A 16,283-nucleotide genomic window follows, 5' to 3' on the forward strand; every position below is an offset into this window, starting at 1 on the left:
GCGCTGACGCCGTTTGCTTGGTGTGAGCAGGGAGGCGTCTCCACGCGGCGCTTTGTCGCCGCTGCTGAGCTTCCCTGATCGAGGTGTGCGCTATCCGGCTACAGGTCGTGTCGTCCGGCTCGCGCTTGGGTCACGAATGCGGCCCATACCTGCGGACTGAAGATGAGATGACCTGAGTCGGGGGCCTTGCTGTCGCGCACTCCGATGTTGGCCACGAGGTTGGCGACCTCGACGCAGTCACCACCGGCGCCGTTGCTTCTGGAGCTCTTGCGCCACGTGGCGCGGGAAGCGTCCGGGGATCGCATGTTCTCCCGCACCTCCTGCCTTCCATTGTCACGTGGTTCGCGACATCTCGTCGGCTACGCGGGCGATGAGCGCCTGGGAGTCGCTGGGGCGCAGGGCCGCCGCGCGCAAGTGGTCGAATGCCAGCGTATATCGCTCGATCTCGTGTGGCTTCTCCAAGTAGAGCCGTTCGGCCAACTGTTCCGACGGTGGCTTGCGGCCGTTCGCGACTCGCGACAGGTGACCGGAATCGCACGGCACTTCACGCGCGAGTTCACGAATGCCGACGCCGCGATCAGCCATGAGCTCGCGCAACCTCTCGCCGAAGGTCATAGCTTCACCCGCTTTGCCCGCGTTGACCCTGCTGACCTTGCTGCTCTTGGACACAGACAGCAGGTCATCAGTTCCAACGTAGTCGTTCATGCGCTGGTCTGGTCCGCACGGCACAAAAAGCGGGCCCGGACACAGCGATTGCGCCGCCGATCCAGGCCCTTGACCGGAAGGAGCCTCCGGCCCATGAACGATCCTAGGTCCCACCGTGGCGAGGAGTGATCGCTAATGGGGCTGCACGCCCGCCACCGCACCCGTCCGGACTCTGGCGGAAGAGTCATCGGCCTCCCGGCCGTGGAGGAAACGTCCGACAGGCCCGGGGATTACTCGCCCCGGCTGGAACTCATCAAGCCCGTTCACGGTGAGCGCATGGAAGCGCTGGAAGTGATGCACGCGCTTTTGATCACAGACGTGAGACTCATGTGCACGATCACGGAAGACCAGGGTTACCCGGTGTTGGACGTGTACCGCGTGCGCAACCTGCGGCAGGGGGTTCGGTCGAAGCGCATCCGGGTTGGTCTCGCGTACGCCGACGACGAATGGTGGTTCGTGACTCCAGGCCCGGACGGTGGTACGCGCTTCATCGCGGCCATGCGGGATGGTGTCATCGCGGCCCGCATCGTTCGGAAGACGCTGCTCCCGTGACCTCCCGCCACGATGCGGGCCGCTCACCAGATCGCGGCGGTGCGGTGGTGATCGTGTGGGGCCGCGTGATGACCGGCCACCTGGCCGGCACTGCGGGGGTGAACGTGCGGGAGGTGCGCCGGTTCGTCCGGGAGGCGCTCAGCTCCGAGGACGGCACGTCGCGGGTGACGCGCGGGTCGGCGGGCAGGTGGAGGGGCGTGCCTTGGCTAGTGCGCGGACGCAATGAGCACCGGCCCGCGCGTCGGCGGCGACGCGCGGGCCGGGGGTTAGGGGGTGGGGCGGGGTTCGGTGAGGGTGCGGAAGGTTGTTAGTAGGACGTGGGCCAGGTTGTAGACGATCAGGCCCGGTGGGGCCTCGGCGGCCTGGGGTGGTGAGTTGACGATCGTCATCATCGGGGTGCCGGACGCCTCGGCGGCGGAGCGGACGCGGGCGGTGGCTTCCTGGACGGCGGGCTCGGCGGCGCCGCCGGTCAGGCCCATCGCGACCGACAGGTCGGCGGGGCCGATCATGATCGCGTCGACGCCCTCGACGGCGAGGATGGCCGGGGCGTTGGCGCAGGCCTCGGGTGTCTCGGCCATGACCACGACGAGCGTGCGGTCCGCAATGTCCCGCAGGTGGTCGGGGATGCTCGCCGCTCCGAACCGGCCTGCCCTGCTGTAGGTGGCGAAGCCCCGTTCGCCGAGCGGCGGGTAGTGCGCGGCGGCGACGGCGCGGCGGGCGTCCTCGGGGGTGTCCACGTGCGGGACGATGATGCCTGCCGCGCCGAGGTCGAGCACGCGCAGGACCAGGCCCGGATCGTCCCGCCCAACCCTGACCAGCACGGGCAGGCCGTGCGCCTGCGCCGCGGTCAGATGGTGCTGCAGGGCGACCAGGTCGGCCGGGCCGTGCTCGCAGTCGATGACGACGTAGTCCAGCCCGGCGACCCCGGCGAGCTCGACGAGGAACTCGCCGGGCATGCGCAGCAGGCCGCCGACCAGGGTCTCCCCATCGCGCACCCGTTGCCTCACCGCGCCACCATTCCCGCGGACAGGTCGATGTCGGCCGCGCACAGGCCCGGCATCGACAGCATCGCCAGCAGCGCCGCCGCGACCTCCTCCTCGGTGACCATGCGGCCCAGCGCCGAGCGGGAGACGAACGCCCGCTCGGCCTCCTCGTAGGACGTGCCGGTGCGTTCGGCCTCCAGCCGGAAGTTGCGCTCCATCCGCGGGCCCGCGACCGGGCCGGGGGACAGGGAGTTGACGTTCACGCCCGCCGGGCCGACCTCGGCGGCCAGCGTGGTCGTCAGCCCGATCACCGCCATCTTGGACGCGCAGTACGGGGTGCGCGCGGTGAGCGGACGCTTGCCGCTGACCGACGCGACGTTGACCACGTCGCCCGCGCCGCGCTCCACCATGGGCGGCAGGAACGCCCGGCACATGAGGTAGACGCCGCGGACGTTGACGTCGAAGACCGCGTCCCATTCGGCGGGTTCGATCTCGGTCAGCGGTTTGACGGGCCCCGGTACGCCGGCGTTGTTGACAAGGACGGAGATCTCCTCGTCGGCCAGCTCGGCGGCGAGGGCCGCGACGCTGCTCGGGTCGGAGACGTCGCAGGCGGCGGCCCGGCCCGGCGTGGAGAGCCTGGCCACGGCCGCCTCCGTCTTGGCCCGGTCCCGGCCCACCGCGATCACCCGGGCGCCGGCGTCCGCCAGGGCCCGGGCCATGGCGAGCCCGAGGCCGTTGCCGCCGCCGGTCACCAGTGCGGTGCGCCCGGCGATCCGGTTGCTGTTCACGCGTACGCCTCGTCGCGCCAGGGGAGGGACGCGTCGCCGAAGCGGGCGGCGCGGACGTCGCCGGAGCGGGCGTGCCCCTCGAACAGCTCGACCCGCGAGGCGCGGCCGCAGACCTCGCCGAGCCGGGCGCTCGCCGCCGGGTCGGTGACCTCCTGGTAGGTGACGGTCTTGAGGTACTTGCCGACCCACAGCCCGCCGGTGTACCGGGCCGCGCCGCGCGTCGGCAGGACGTGGTTGGTGCCGATGACCTTGTCGCCGTACGACACGCAGGTGCCCTCGCCGAGGAACAGCGCGCCGTAGTCGCGCATCGACTCCAGCGCCCGGCGGGGCTCGGCGGTGAGCACCTCGACGTGCTCGGCGGCGTAGCCGTCGGCGACCGCGAACGCCTCCTCGACCGAGTCCACGACGACCACTTCGCCGTGGTCGCGCCAGGCGGGCTCGGCGAAGTCGCGGGTCGGCATGCCGGGCAGCAGCCGCTCGACGTGCGCGATGACCTCCCGGCCGAGATCGGCGGAGGTGGTGACCAGGATCGCGGGGGAGTCGGGGCCGTGCTCGGCCTGCGACAGCAGGTCGACCGCCACGGTGAACGGATCGGCGGTCTCGTCGGCGATCACCAGGATCTCGGTGGGCCCGGCGAACAGGTCGATGCCGACCTCCCCGAACAGCTGCCGCTTGGCCTCGGCGACGTAGGCGTTGCCGGGCCCGGCGATCATGTTGACGCGGCCGATCGTCTCGGTGCCGACCGCCAGTGCCGCCACCGCCTGCACGCCGCCGAGCAGGTAGATCTCGTCCGCCCCGGCCAGGTGCATCGCGGTGACCGTCGCGGCCGGGACCTCGCCGCGGATCGGCGGCGTGCACGCGGTCACCCGCGGCACGCCGGCGACCTTGGCGGTGACGATCGTCATGTGCGCTGACGCGGTCAGCGGGTAACGGCCGCCCGGCACGTACGCTCCGGCCGCGGCGACGGGGATGTGCCGCTGTCCGAGCCGCACGCCCGGCAGCGTCTCGGCCTCGAAGTCGGTCAGCGAGTCGCGCTGCAGCTGCGCGAACCCGCGCACCTGCTCCTGCACGAACCGGATGTCCTCGATCACCTGGGCCGGGACGCCCGCGACGATCCGTTCGACCTCCTCGGGCGCGAGCCGGAACGACTCCGGCGACCAGCCGTCGAAGCGTTCGGAGTACTCGCGGACGGCGGCGTCCCCGCGTTCGCGCACGTCGGCGATGATCGCTTCGACGCGCTCGCGGACCTGTCCGAGGTCGTGGGCGACGCGTTCCTTGGGGACGGGCTTCTTCAGGATCTGGGGCACGGGGTCGCTCTCCTTCGTCGTCAGTGTTCGTTCAGCCACTCGTTCAGCAGGCCCGCCAGGACGCGCGGGCGTTCGATCGGCAGCAGGTGGCCGGCCCCCGGAAGGATGCGGAGCCGTCCCCGCCCGTCCGGCACGGCCTCGGCGATCCGGCGGTGGAACCCGACCGGGCACAGCGCGTCGCCGCTGCCGCAGACCGTCAGCACCCGGCACGACGCGGACGCGAGCACGCCGAACGCGTCGGTGCGGGTCGCCTGCGCCGCCAGCTGCGCGCGGAAGGTGTCCGGGCCGACGCGGCGGGCCATCCCCAGGAACCTGTCGTCGTGGCCGGGCTCGGCGAACATCGTCGGCAGGATGTCGTCGCGGACGACCGCCTCGAAACCGCCGCTCGCCGTGCGTTCGTCCATGGACCGCCAGCCGGCGCGCTGCTCCGGGGTCGGCGCGGCCGCGTTGGTGGAGATCGCGCACAACGCCGTGACGCGCTCGGGCGCCAGGCGCACCACCTCGAACCCGACGATCGCGCCGAGGCTCAGCCCGACCAGCGTGAACGGCCCGTCCACCGCGGCGAGCACCTGCTCGGCCATACCGGTGATGGTCGGCGCGGTGATCTCGGCGTGCACGGCGTCCGGCAGCTCCACCCCGGACCACAGGTCCGCGTCGCAGAGCATCCCGGGCACCAGGACGGTCGCCGTCACCGCCGCGGCACCAGCGCGGAGGGGGCCAGGTAGCCGCCGTGGTCGAGCGCGACGCCCGCGTCGGCGGCCCGCTTGACGACGTCCTCGTCCCACTCCAGGCGCACGCGGCCCTCGCCGCCGGTCACCACGACCATGGACGCCTCGGCGTCACCGGCGTTGCGGACGGTGCGCCACGCCCCCTCGGGGACCGACAGCATGTCCCACGGACCGAGCCGCACCGACAGCTCCTCGCCGGGGCCGTTCAGCGTGACCTCCCACTCGCCGTCCTTGACGATCAGCACCTGCGACCGGTCGTGGCGGTGCCGCGACACGCCCTGCCCGGGCAGCGCGCGCAGCCACGCGATCGAGTGGCCGTGCGGATTGCCGATCACCGGTTCCTGGAACCGGTCCTCGGTGATCCCATGGCCCACCACCGCGGCCAGCCGCGCGCCGCCGCCCGGCAGCCGGGCGTCCAGGAACGGCGTCTCACTCCACACCAGGTCATCGGGGGTGGCCACGCGCCGGCGCATCTCCTCGGCGGTGTAGGTGCGCAACCCGGCGATCTGCTCCGGCGTGATCGGCCGGACCAGTTGCGCCTCGTCCGGGAGCGGGTCGCCCGCGACCGTGTCGACCAGTTCGCCCGACGCCGTCAGGTACAGGCCGTGCTTCTCGGCCTCCCGCAGCACCGAGGGCGCCCAGATGATGCCGCCGGTGTCGTCCTCGCCGAGCGTGGTGAACAGCCAGCCGTCGTCGGGGCCCACGTTGGTGAAGCCGCGGAAGATCCAGGTGGGGATGGAGGCGATGTCCCCCTCGCGCAGCAGCAGCTCCCCGTCGACCCCGTCGGTGCCCCAGCGCACCAGGAACTCGCCCCGGAAGCACAGGAACACCTCGGCGGTGAAGTGCAGGTGCATGCTGTTGGTCACGCCGTGGGGCATGGCGGCGGCGCCGACGTTGAAGCCGTGCGGCTCGCGGAGGTTGATCACCTGGCCGGGGCTCTGGCTGACCCCCGGGCCGATCATCGCGTAGTTCTCCTTGCGGTCCGATCCGGGCGTCCGGCAGTCGATGAACGCCTGGTCGCAGGAGACGAAGTCGCTTCGCCGGATGGTGCGCCGGGCCAGCTCGGCCTGGTCCACCCGGACCGTCGTTATTGCGTTCATACGTATGCACGATACGGCAGTGCCGCGTCGGCTTGTCAACGAGGGCGTCGTTCTCCGCCTGGCCGAGGCGATGAAAGACGTATGCTTTCGGTCAGTACCGCTCAACCCGTGGAGGCAGCCGGTGGGCATCACCAGCCGTGACGTCGCCCGCCTGGCGGGCGTCTCCCAGCCCACCGTGTCGCGGGCGCTGCGGGGCGACCCGCGGATCTCCGCCGAGACGCGCCGCAAGGTGAAAGAGGCCGCGGAGGCGCTGAACTACGTCCCGAGCGAGGCCGGGCGCAGCCTGTCCACCCGCTCGACCAAGCGCGTCGGGGTCCTGGTCACCGACCTGACCAACCCGTTCTATCCGCATCTGGTCGCCCCCCTGCACGACGAGCTGGAGCGCCTGGGCTACCGGATGATGCTGTTCGCCGAGCGGTCCGACGAGGTGATCGCCTCCGAACGGCTGCTGGACCGCTCGATCGACGGCGTGGTGCTCACCACCCCGACCCTCGACTCCGGCCTGCCCGCCGAGTTGCACCGGCGCCGGCTGCCGTTCGTCTACCTCAACCGGGAGAGCGGGACGCCCGCCGACGCCGCCGTGGTCGACAACCGGCAGGGCGCCGGACTGGTGGCCCGGGAGCTGGCACGGCTCGGTCACACCCGGATCGCCGGGATCTTCGGCCCGGACGACACCAGCACGGGACGCGACCGCGAGTACGGCTTCCGGCTGGCGCTCGCCGAGGTCGGGATCGGGCTGCCGGAGGAGCGGGTGCGCCGCGGCCCGTTCGAGTACTCCACAGGCCGCGACGCCCTGGCGGAGCTGCTGGCCATCGACCCGCGCCCCACCGCCGTCTTCTGCGGCAACGACGTGATCGCCCTGGGCGCCCTGGACGCGGCGCTGCAGGCCGGCGTCCGCGTCCCGGACGAGCTGACCGTGATCGGCTTCGACGACATCCCGATGGCGTCCTGGACCGCGTTCGAGCTCACCACCGTCCGCCACGACCTGCACGGCATGGCCCGCGCCGCCGCCCGCCTCCTGGTGGCCCGCATCGACGCCCCCGACGCCGACCTGGAGCGCGTCGTCTACACCCCCGAACTGATCCTCCGCCGCACACACGCCCCCGCCCCCACCTCCTGACCGCCGCGCCGTCTCGGGCGCGCTTGCCTAGTCCGCGCCGGCGCTGTCACGCCGGGTCACGCCCGTCGAGTCCACGCCGGGTCCGGTCGCGCCGCCTCGAGAGCGCTTGGCTCGTCCGCGCTGACGCCGTCACGCCGTTCTCTTCGGGTTGGCCCGTTCACGTCAGCCCGGTCACGCGCTCACCGTCGCGTCGGTCCTCCACGTTGGCCCTGGGCACCCCGCCACAGTCGCGCTTGCCTTGTCCATGCTGGCGCCCCCTTCGCGTCGGCCTCGTCCACGGCACCTCGTCCACGCCAGGGCGGTCGCGCTGGCTCGGTGGCGCTTCTGGGGGGCTGGGTGGTGGGGGTGGGTGTGGGCTTGGGGGCTGACCTGGGTGTGCGCGGCTCTGGGAGGGAAGGGGCGGCGCGCATACGGGTTCCGGTTCGTGTCCGACTTGTCTGGCTTGTCGTTCGGCCAGTTATGCATACGGATATTCGCAGGGTGGCGGTCCGGGCGGGCTGACCAGCGGCTATGGCGGTGATGAGCAGGGTAGAGCCAGTGGTCATGGCGGAGAAAGTCCCTGGTGATGCCTTGATCCTCCGTTATGAATACGCATACACTGCCGGACACCTCAGCCCCCGTGCGATCCCGCCCTAAGGAGACCGCAGTGAAGCCGAACGGATGGAACGCGCCATGACCGCGGCCACGGCCGAGCGCCCGACGCGCCCCGCGAGGGACCGGCGGGCCGCGGCCAAGGGACCCCGGCGACCAGGCCGGCGCCGCCTGCGCCACCTGGCGGTGCCCTACGCGCATCTGGCGCCCGCGCTGATCGCGATTGTGCTCACCACGGTGTACCCGCTGGTCTCGGCGCTGGTGACCAGCTTCCGGCACTGGAGGCTGAACGAGACGCGCGCGCCCGGACGGTTCGTCGGCTTCGACCAGTACGTCCGGGCCTTTCACGACGGCACGTTCTTCAACAGCGTCTGGGTGACGGCCTGGTTCACGCTGCTGTCGGTGACGCTGTCGGTCGGGCTCGGTCTGGTGATCGCGCTGATCCTGAACCGCCGCGGCCGGCTGACCGGGCTCACCAAGGCGCTGCTGATCCTGCCGTTCGCGGTGGCCCCGGCGCTGAAGGGCTTCTCGTGGCGGTTCATGCTCAACCCCGACCACGGCGTGTACGACAAGATGCTCGGCGCGGTGCTGCCGTTCACCGCTGACGTGGACTGGCTCGGGTCGCCGTTCTGGGCGCAGATCGTGGTGGTGCTGACCGAGGTGTGGGGCTGGGCCCCGCTGATCGCGCTGATGCTGCTCGGCGGGCTCGGCTCGATCCCGCCGGAGGTGCACGAGGCGGCGCGGGTGGACGGCTGCGGGGCGTGGCAGCGGTTCCGGTACGTGACCTGGCCGCTGCTGCGGCCGCTGGTGCTGATCGTGATCTTCCTCAAGGCGGTGTTCTCGCTCAAGCTGTTCGACCAGGTCGTCACGATCACCGGCGGCGGGCCGGGGCGGGCCACCGAGACCCTCAACTTCTACGCCTACGCGCAGGGGTTCACCTTCCTCGACATCGGCTACGCCTCGGCGATCTCCTGGATCCTCGTCGTGGCCCTGGGCGTGCTCGCCGCGCTGTACCTGATCCTCATGGCCCGGCAGGAGGCGAAATGAAGGCCGGCCGCATCCTCGGCCGCGCGTGTCACGTGGTGGCGACGCTGGCGATCCTGTTCTTCGTCCTGTTCCCGATCGCCTGGCTGGCGATCACCGCGTTCCGGCCCGAGAAGGACGCGTTCTCCCCCTCGCCGTGGTTCTCCCCCACGCTGGAGAACTTCCGCGGGATCATCGGCGGTGAGAACGATCTGGTCGCGGCGACCCTCAACAGTGTGGTCGTCGGCGTGGCGACCACGGTGATCGCGATCCCGATGGCGCTGCTGGCGGCCTACGCGTTCTCCCGCCACCGCTTCCCGGGGCACCGGTCGATGCTGCTGGCGATGGTCGCCACGCAGTTCATTCCGGGTGTGGCGATCGCGCTGCCGTTCCTGACGCTCTTCCGCGACCTGGGCCTGCTGGACACCCGGACGGCCCTGGTGGTGGTGAACCTCTCGCTGGTGGTCCCGTACATCACCTGGCTGCTCAAGGGGTTCGTGGACGGGCTGCCGCTGGAGATCGAGGAGGCGGCGCGGCTGGACGGCTGCGGTCAGGTCCGGCTGCTGTGGCGGGTGGTGACCCCGCTGGCGGCCCCCGGGATCTTCGTCTGCGCGGTGTTCTCGTTCCTGCTGTCGTGGAACGAGTTCCTGTTCCCGACCTTCCTGGCCAAGGAGAAGGCGACGACGCTGCCGGTCGGGCTGATGACGCTGGTGCGCCCGGAGGGCGTGGCATGGGGGCAGATGGCCGCCGCCGGGCTGATGGTGATGGTCCCGATGCTGGTGCTGTCGCTGTTCGTCCGCAAGCACTTCGCCCAGGGCATGACGATGGGAGCGATCAAATGAGGCTGGCCCTGCTGCGGCGGCGCGCGACGCCGCCCGTCGCCCTCGCCCTGGCCTGCGCGCTGCTCGCCGGCGGCTGCGGCTCGGCACGGGCCGACCGCGACCTGACCGAGGTCGTCCGGACGGGCGCCGTGGACGACCTGGGACTGCTCACCGGCAAGCCGTACGGCGGGCAGAAGATCAGGCTGCTGATCTGCTGCAACACCGCCGCGCAGTTCCTGGGGCTGCGGGAGCGCACCGCCAAGGAGTTCACCCCGCGCACCGGGATCCAGGTGGAGTGGGCCAACATCCCCTACGAGTCGTTCCTGCAGAAGATCGTGGCCGAGAGCGCGCTCGGCACCGGCACCTATGACCTGGTCGGCTGGACGGACGCGTTCGGCGCGTCGATCCGCGCCGGGGTGCAGCCCCTCGACGGCGTGATGAAGCGGACCGGGATGACCCTCGACGACTTCCCGCCTCCGTTCCAGGAGGCCGCCACGGCCGGCGACCCGAAGGGCACCACGTACGGCATCCCGTTCCGGGGCTACGCCTACGCCCTCTACTACCGCAAGGACGAGTACGCCGAGCTCGGCCTCAAGCCACCGGAGACGTGGGACGAGTACATCGCCCAGCTCGAGAAGCTGAAGGCGAACGACTCGCGGCACCCGCTCGCGGGCCAGTACGGGCGCGGCAGCGGCCAGAACCTCTTCACGTGGCTGTCGATGCTGTGGAGCAACGGCGGCGACCTGTTCGACAAGGACGGCCGCGTCGCCTTCGACGGCCCCCAGGGCATCGAGGCCACCGAGAAGTACATCTCCATGATCCGCAAGCGGTACAGCCCGCCGGAGTCGGCCAACTGGACCGAGACCGACGCCACGCAGTCGATGGAGCAGGGCAACGCCAACACCGTCCTCACCTGGACCTGGCAGTACGACGACTTCACCGACCCGCTGAAGGTCAAGCCGGACGTGGCGAAGAACGTCACCCCCGCGCAGCTTCCGGGGTGGCCGGGCAAGCCGCGCGTCTCGTACGGGATGACCTGGCTGATGGGCGTGCTGCGCAGTTCCGAGAAGCAGGGCGCGGCCTGGGAGTACATCAAGTGGCTCACCCACCCCAGGACCGAACGCGCCGTCGCGCTCGACAAGTCCGACCCCAAGAAGGCCACCGGCGTCACCGTGCACGTCTCGAACATGCTGGACGAGCAGGTCAACAAGGCCAACGGCGGAGTGCCCAGGCTGCAGGAGGCGGCGCTGCGCAACGGCCGCATCATCCCCACCTCGATCGACTGGCCGCAGATCCAGGACGCCCTGGAGGTCGCGATCAACAAGATGGCGCACGGCGCGGACGTGCGCACCGAGCTGGCCGCGGCGGCCGACCGCATCCGGCAGATCAACGACGGCGAAGGGAACTGATCGCGGCCATGCAGCCGGAAGAGACGGCCCTGGAGAACGCGGCCCTGAAAGAGGTGGCCTACGCGCCGTACCGCGATCCGGAGGAGTTCATCGTCGAGTGGACCGACCGGATCTGGGTGCGCCGCGGCATCGGCCTGATCCGCGACAACTACGCTCCCGACGCCGTCGTGCACGGCGCCTACGGGACGGTCCGGGGCGTGGAGCCGGTGGTCTCGGGGACGCTGCAGAAGATCAACGCGTTTCCGGACCGGGTCGGGCAGGCCGACGACGTGGTGTGGGAGGCGCGCGGCGACGACGCGTTCGTCAGCTCGCACCGCGTGTTCAGCGCGGGCACCCACACCGGGATGTCGCACTACGGGCCGCCCACGCACCGGTCGTTCGCGTCCCGGACCATCGCGACCTGCCTGTACCGGCGGGGCGTCATGCAGGAGGAATGGGTCGTCCGGGACGAACTGGCGGTCGTGCGGGCCCTCGGCCTGGACCCGGACGAGGTCGCCCGCGGCCTGGCCTTCGCCCCCGGCGGCGTCGTCCGCGGCGAACCCCCGGAGTCCCCGCTGACGTGCGGTGACTCGGGCCCGCGGCCGGACGGCGGGGCGGCGTTTCGGGGCGAGTGCGAGCACGTCCTCGGGCTGGTCGAGGAGGTGTGGAACGGGCGGCGGCTCGACCGCGTCACCGAGTGGACCGCCCGCGACGTCACCTGCCACACGACCGGGCACCGCGACGTCATCCGCCCCGAGGGCTACCAGCGGGCGCTGCTGGACCTGCTCGCCCCGTTCCCCGACGCGCGGATCGAGGTCCGCGACGTCGCCGCCAACCACTCCGCCCCGCACGGCGGTGTCCGCGTCGCCGTGGTGTGGGTCCTGCGCGGGATCTACGACGGCGTCCCGCGCTACGGCCGGCCGACGGGCTCCCCCGTGGACGTGCTGGGCGCCTCGCAGTTCCTCTTCCGCGACGGCCGGGTCGTCCGGGAATGGCGGATCTACGACGAGATCGCGATCCGCGCCCAGATCGCCCACGCCCGCGGCGACGAGCCGTCCCCCTGACGGTCGTCCCCCTCGGCAAGTACCGACCCTGAGTGTGAGGTTGTGACATGCGTTTCACCCCTGCCCGTCTCGCCGAGCTGGACGGCGCCTACCGGATCCTGAAGGCGCCCGGCTCCGACGCGCCCGCGGCGCAGACCGTCCCGGGCGTCGCCGAGCGCGTCTCGGGCATGCTGGCCGACATCGAGCGCGGCGGCATGGACGCCGTCCTGCGGTACGCCCGCGAGCTGGACGGCTGGGAGCGTCCCGACGTGGAGGTGTCCGGCGCCGACCTGGCGCGGGCGGGTGACGGGCTGTCGCCGGAGCTGCGGCGGGCGCTGGAGCTCGGCGTGGAGCGGACCGGCGCGTTCGCCCGCGAGCAGCGCGCCCGCCTGACCGACTTCGAGGTCGAGCTCGCCCCCGGCCTGGTCGCGGGGCAGCGGTACGTCCCGGTCCAGCGGGTCGGCGCCTACCTGCCGGCCGGCCGCTTCCCGCTGCTCGCGGGGGCCTGCATGACCGTCGGGGTCGCCAAGGTCGCGGGCGTGGAGACGGTACTGGCGTGCACCCCGCCGCGCCCCGACGGGAGCGCCGACCCCGCCGTCCTGTACGCGGCGCACCTGTCCGGCGCCGACCGGGTGTACGTGCTCGGCGGCGTGCAGGCGCTCGCCGCGATGGCGTTCGGCCTGCTCGGCGAGCGTCCCGTCGACATGCTCGTCGGGCCCGGCAACGCCTACGTGGCCGAGGCGAAGCGGCAGCTGTTCGGGACCGTCGCGATCGACCTGCTCGCGGGGCCGTCCGAGGTCGCCGTCCTGGCCGACGAGACCGCCGACCCGGAGCTGGTCGCCGCCGACCTGCTCGGCCAGGCCGAACACGGCACCGAGTCGCCCGCCGCGCTGGTCACCACCTCCGAGGCGCTGGGCGTCAAGGTGATCGAGGAGGTCGAGCGGCAGCTGGCGGGCCTGGCGACGCGCGACATCGCCGGTCCCGCCTGGCGCGACCACGGCTCGGTGACCTGGGCCGCCGACCGGGAGACCGCGGTGGCGCTGATGGACGACCTGGCCCCCGAGCACCTGGAGATCCAGACCGCCGACGATGATTACTACCTGAACGCGCTGCACAACTACGGTTCGGTGTTCCTGGGGCCGTGGAGCACGGTCGCCTACTCCGACAAGGGCATGGCGGGCACCAACCACGTGCTCCCCACGGCGGGCGGCGCCCGGCACAGCGCCGGGCTGTCGGTCTCGCGGTTCCTCAAGCCGCTGACCTACCAGCGGGCCGCGCGGGAGGCGACGCCGCTGCTGGCCGAGGCCGTCGAGGTGATCTCGGAGTACGAGGGCATGGCGGCGCACGGCGCGACGGCGACGCTGCGCCTGGCCCGCCACCGCTGACCGGAACCGAACAGAGAAAGGCCGAGAACATATGGAGACAGAGCGGGATTCCGGGCCCGACCGCCCGGCGGGTGCGCCGATCGCCATGTCCGCGCCGATCCAGCGGACGATGCCGTCCGACTTTTCCATCGCCGTCCGCCCCGGCAACGGCGCGGACCTGCCCGGCGGCCCGGTGCACGGCGCGCGCCGGCAGCCGATGCGGGGCTTCGAGGACACCTACACCGACATCGTCGACTACATCGTCCGCATCACCCACCGCATCTGGGAGGACCAGGACGTCGGCTACATCTACGACACCTACAGCCCCGGGTGCCGCCTGTACGACGACAGCGGGCTGCGGTACGGGGTCGAAGGTCTGGTGAACGGCACGATCCAGAGCATCAACGCCTTCCCCGACTGCCGCCACTACGCCGACGACGTGATCTGGGCGGGCGACGAGGACCAGGGGTTCGTCACCTCGCACCGCGCCATCAACATCGGGCACCACACCGGCCCGTGGCGCTGGGGCCCGCCGACCGGCCGCCGCCTGGAGACCTGGGTGATCGCCAACTGCGTCGTCCGGGAGAACGAGATCTACGAGGAGTGGGTGCTCTACAACACGGCCGCCAAGCTGGCACAGCTCGGCATCGACGTGTACGAGGCGGCGCGGGCGTTCGGCAACGAGGGCGGCGCCGTGCCGTTCGCCAACCGCAACGTCACCGAGGTCGAGCGGCTGGTCGGCGGACGCAAGCCCCAGCCCTACCCGGCGGCCGACCCGAGCGCCGGCTTCGACCTGGAGCACACGGTGCGGGCGCTGTTCCACGACACCTACAACCGGCGCGACCTCAGCGCGATCGACCGCGCGTACGCGCCGAACGTGCGGTGGCACGGAACCACCAACCGCACCGGCTACGGCCGCGCCGACGTGCGCGGCATGGCCCGTAACCTGCTCGCCACGTTCCCCGACCTGGGCATGCAGGTCGACGAGGTCTACTGGATGGGCAACGACCGCGACGGCTACGCGGCGTCCGTGCGGTGGACGGCGGTCGGCACGCACCGCGGCTACGGCATGTACGGGCGGCCGACGGGCCGGCGCGTCCATCTGTGGGGCATTTCGCAGCTGTACTTCTCCGCTGGGCGGATAGTGGAGGAGTGGACGCTGTTCAACGAGTTCGACGTCCTGGCCCAGCTCCTGCGCGACGACCCGCCGGCCCGGTGATCCGCGTCGCCTGCCGTCAGCTCGCGCCGCGTCTCGGCGACCTGCCCGCCAACCGCGAGCTGACGGCCAGCGCGATCGGCGCCGCGGCGGCGGGCGGCGCGGACGTCGTCGTCCTGCCCGAGCTGGCCACCTCCGGATACGTCTTCGAGTCGCGGGAGGAGGCCGCAGCGGTCGCCGTGACGCCCTCCCACCCGCTGTTCGAGGAGTGGGCGTCGGCAGCCGGCCGGGCCGTGGTCGTCGGGGGGTTCTGCGAACGCGGCGAGGACGGCCGCCTGTACAACAGCGCGGCCGTCGTCGACCGCGGCGGCGTCCGCGTCGTCTACCGCAAGACCCACTTGTGGGACGGGGAGAAACTCCTGTTCACGCCCGGTGACCGGCCGCCCCCGGTGGTCCCGACCGCGGCCGGCCCGGTCGGCGTGCTGATCTGCTACGACCTGGAGTTCCCCGAGATGACGCGGACGCTCGCGCTGGCGGGCGCCCACCTGGTCGCCGCGCCCGTCAACTGGCCGCTCGTGGACCGCCCCGAGGGGGAGCGGCCGCCCGAGGTCGTCATCGCGATGGCGGCGGCCCGCGTCAACCGGATGGTCATCGCCTGCTGCGACCGGTCCGGCACCGAACGGGGCCAGGAGTGGACCGCCGGGACCACGATCGTCGGCGCCGACGGCTGGGTGCTCGCCGAGGGCGCCCACGCCACCGCCGACGTCGACCTGGACCACGCCGCGTCCAAGGCCCTCAATCCCCGCAACGACCTCTTCCGCGACCGCCGCCCGTCCCTCTACACCACCCTCCACAGGTGATGCCGGACGGGATGGTCCGACCTCACGCCCAGGTACTTCGCGATCGGCGCGGCGTGCGTGGGGCGTGAGGTCGGGACGCTCCCGTTCAGATGCCCTGCTGAGGCGCCGCCTGGTGCGGCTGCTGCACACCCGCGCCGCTCGGCGTGAGGTGAGGCACCAGGTCCCTGAGGGCCTGCTCGGTCTCCTGGCAGGACTGGGCGCACAGGCGGCAGTGCTCGTGCTGCTCGCTGTGCTCGGCGCAGGAGTCCCCGCAGGTCTTGGTGGCCTGAATGGCCGCTTCGACCTGGGCCTTGGTCAGCCGGGCGTCGTAACCGGTGTGCCGTGACAGCACGGCGGCGGTGGCCGTGCAGATGTCGGCGCAGTCGAGGTTGTCGCGGATGCAACGGGCCAGCCTGGGCAGTTCGTCGGCGGGCTCCGACAGACAGGCGTCGGCGCAGGCGGTGCAGGCCTGCGCGCAGCTGGTCAGCGCGTCGATGACACGGGACAGCCGGTCGTGCTCCAGGTTGATCTCGGCCGGATAGGTGTCCAGCATCTGCGCTGTGTACGTCATGGGTATCACCTCGCTATCTGTGTGCTGCCCTACCCTCCGGCCGCCCGGCAAACGTTCGCGGCGGCCGGCCACCGCACCCCCGCGCCGATGTCAGCCGGCCAGGCCGGACTGGTAGGCGAACACCACCAGCTGGGCGCGGTCCCGGGCGCCGAGCTTGACCATGGCGCGGCTGACGTGGGTGCGGGCCGTGGCCGGGCTGATCAG

General features: G+C 71.9%; 17 protein-coding genes and 1 pseudogene. 9 read left to right on the forward strand and 9 right to left on the reverse strand.

Annotated elements, in window-relative coordinates; genetic code table 11:
* Positions 1-98 precede the first annotated feature (98 nt).
* Both ABD811_RS33760 and ABD811_RS33765 read right to left on the reverse strand, forming a co-directional pair.
* Positions 99-305, reverse strand: coding sequence for a DUF397 domain-containing protein (locus ABD811_RS33760; protein WP_344955889.1), 207 nt, complete (start codon positions 303-305; stop codon positions 99-101).
* A gap of 28 nt (positions 306-333) precedes the next feature.
* Positions 334-705, reverse strand: coding sequence for a Scr1 family TA system antitoxin-like transcriptional regulator (locus tag ABD811_RS33765; protein WP_344955890.1), 372 nt, complete (start codon positions 703-705; stop codon positions 334-336).
* Between the two features lie 135 nt (positions 706-840).
* On the opposite strand from ABD811_RS33765, the gene ABD811_RS33770 reads away from it, so the two are divergent.
* Complete coding sequence (locus tag ABD811_RS33770) at positions 841-1,257, forward strand: hypothetical protein (RefSeq protein ID WP_344955892.1); 417 nt, start codon at positions 841-843, stop codon at positions 1,255-1,257.
* Positions 1,258-1,523: 266 nt separating this feature from the next.
* On the opposite strand, the gene ABD811_RS33775 is transcribed toward ABD811_RS33770, so the two are convergent.
* Genes ABD811_RS33775 through ABD811_RS33795 form a run of 5 tightly spaced genes read right to left on the reverse strand, consistent with a single transcriptional unit; the run spans position 1,524 to position 6,163 of the window.
* Complete coding sequence (locus ABD811_RS33775; RefSeq protein ID WP_344955894.1) at positions 1,524-2,264, reverse strand: HpcH/HpaI aldolase family protein; 741 nt, start codon at positions 2,262-2,264, stop codon at positions 1,524-1,526.
* Entirely contained in the window at positions 2,261-3,028 is a 768-nt protein-coding gene (locus tag ABD811_RS33780; protein WP_344955895.1) for an SDR family NAD(P)-dependent oxidoreductase, read from the reverse strand. Before ABD811_RS33780 ends, ABD811_RS33775 begins: the two co-directional genes overlap by 4 nt.
* On the reverse strand, positions 3,025-4,335 hold the full coding sequence (gene hisD, locus ABD811_RS33785; protein ID WP_344955897.1) for a histidinol dehydrogenase: 1,311 nt from the start codon (positions 4,333-4,335) through the stop codon (positions 3,025-3,027). Before hisD (ABD811_RS33785) ends, ABD811_RS33780 begins: the two co-directional genes overlap by 4 nt.
* Positions 4,336-4,355: 20 nt before the next feature.
* Positions 4,356-5,027, reverse strand: a complete 672-nt coding sequence (locus tag ABD811_RS33790; protein WP_344955898.1) for an alpha/beta fold hydrolase — start codon at positions 5,025-5,027, stop codon at positions 4,356-4,358.
* The gene (locus ABD811_RS33795; RefSeq protein WP_344955900.1) at positions 5,024-6,163 is read right to left on the reverse strand and encodes a cupin domain-containing protein; all 1,140 of its coding nucleotides are present in this window, start codon (positions 6,161-6,163) and stop codon (positions 5,024-5,026) included. The genes ABD811_RS33790 and ABD811_RS33795 overlap by 4 nt, the downstream gene beginning before the upstream one ends.
* Positions 6,164-6,284: 121 nt before the next feature.
* On the opposite strand from ABD811_RS33795, the gene ABD811_RS33800 reads away from it, so the two are divergent.
* The 8 genes from ABD811_RS33800 to ABD811_RS33835 all read left to right on the forward strand — a co-directional run bounded on the left by ABD811_RS33800 (position 6,285) and on the right by ABD811_RS33835 (position 15,529).
* Positions 6,285-7,283 carry a LacI family DNA-binding transcriptional regulator gene (locus ABD811_RS33800; RefSeq protein WP_344955901.1) on the forward strand — a complete coding sequence of 333 codons (999 nt, stop codon included), beginning with the start codon at positions 6,285-6,287 and terminating at the stop codon, positions 7,281-7,283.
* A 672-nt stretch (positions 7,284-7,955) separates the two neighbouring features.
* Entirely contained in the window at positions 7,956-8,921 is a 966-nt protein-coding gene (locus ABD811_RS33805; protein WP_344955903.1) for a carbohydrate ABC transporter permease, read from the forward strand.
* Positions 8,918-9,739: a carbohydrate ABC transporter permease gene (locus ABD811_RS33810; protein WP_344955905.1), complete on the forward strand. Its 822-nt coding sequence runs from the start codon at positions 8,918-8,920 to the stop codon at positions 9,737-9,739. Before ABD811_RS33805 ends, ABD811_RS33810 begins: the two co-directional genes overlap by 4 nt.
* Positions 9,736-11,127, forward strand: a complete 1,392-nt coding sequence (locus ABD811_RS33815) for an ABC transporter substrate-binding protein (RefSeq protein WP_344955906.1) — start codon at positions 9,736-9,738, stop codon at positions 11,125-11,127. The genes ABD811_RS33810 and ABD811_RS33815 overlap by 4 nt, the downstream gene beginning before the upstream one ends.
* Positions 11,128-11,135: 8 nt before the next feature.
* Positions 11,136-12,170 (forward strand): ester cyclase, encoded by a 1,035-nt coding sequence (locus tag ABD811_RS33820; RefSeq protein WP_344955908.1) that lies wholly within the window; start codon positions 11,136-11,138, stop codon positions 12,168-12,170.
* A 47-nt stretch (positions 12,171-12,217) separates the two neighbouring features.
* A complete protein-coding gene (gene hisD, locus ABD811_RS33825) occupies positions 12,218-13,534 on the forward strand; it encodes a histidinol dehydrogenase (protein WP_344955910.1) in 1,317 nt (438 codons plus the stop codon).
* A gap of 85 nt (positions 13,535-13,619) precedes the next feature.
* Positions 13,620-14,732: an ester cyclase gene (locus tag ABD811_RS33830; RefSeq protein ID WP_344955911.1), complete on the forward strand. Its 1,113-nt coding sequence runs from the start codon at positions 13,620-13,622 to the stop codon at positions 14,730-14,732.
* Entirely contained in the window at positions 14,729-15,529 is an 801-nt protein-coding gene (locus ABD811_RS33835; protein ID WP_344955913.1) for a nitrilase-related carbon-nitrogen hydrolase, read from the forward strand. The genes ABD811_RS33830 and ABD811_RS33835 overlap by 4 nt, the downstream gene beginning before the upstream one ends.
* 85 nt (positions 15,530-15,614) lie before the next feature.
* On the opposite strand, the gene ABD811_RS33840 is transcribed toward ABD811_RS33835, so the two are convergent.
* Positions 15,615-16,079 (reverse strand): four-helix bundle copper-binding protein, encoded by a 465-nt coding sequence (locus ABD811_RS33840; protein ID WP_344955914.1) that lies wholly within the window; start codon positions 16,077-16,079, stop codon positions 15,615-15,617.
* Between the two features lie 90 nt (positions 16,080-16,169).
* A pseudogene (locus tag ABD811_RS33845) lies at positions 16,170-16,283 on the reverse strand (LuxR C-terminal-related transcriptional regulator); the annotation flags it as partial.

It is taken from the genome of Actinomadura miaoliensis (assembly GCF_039536785.1).
Classification (GTDB): domain Bacteria; phylum Actinomycetota; class Actinomycetes; order Streptosporangiales; family Streptosporangiaceae; genus Spirillospora; species Spirillospora miaoliensis.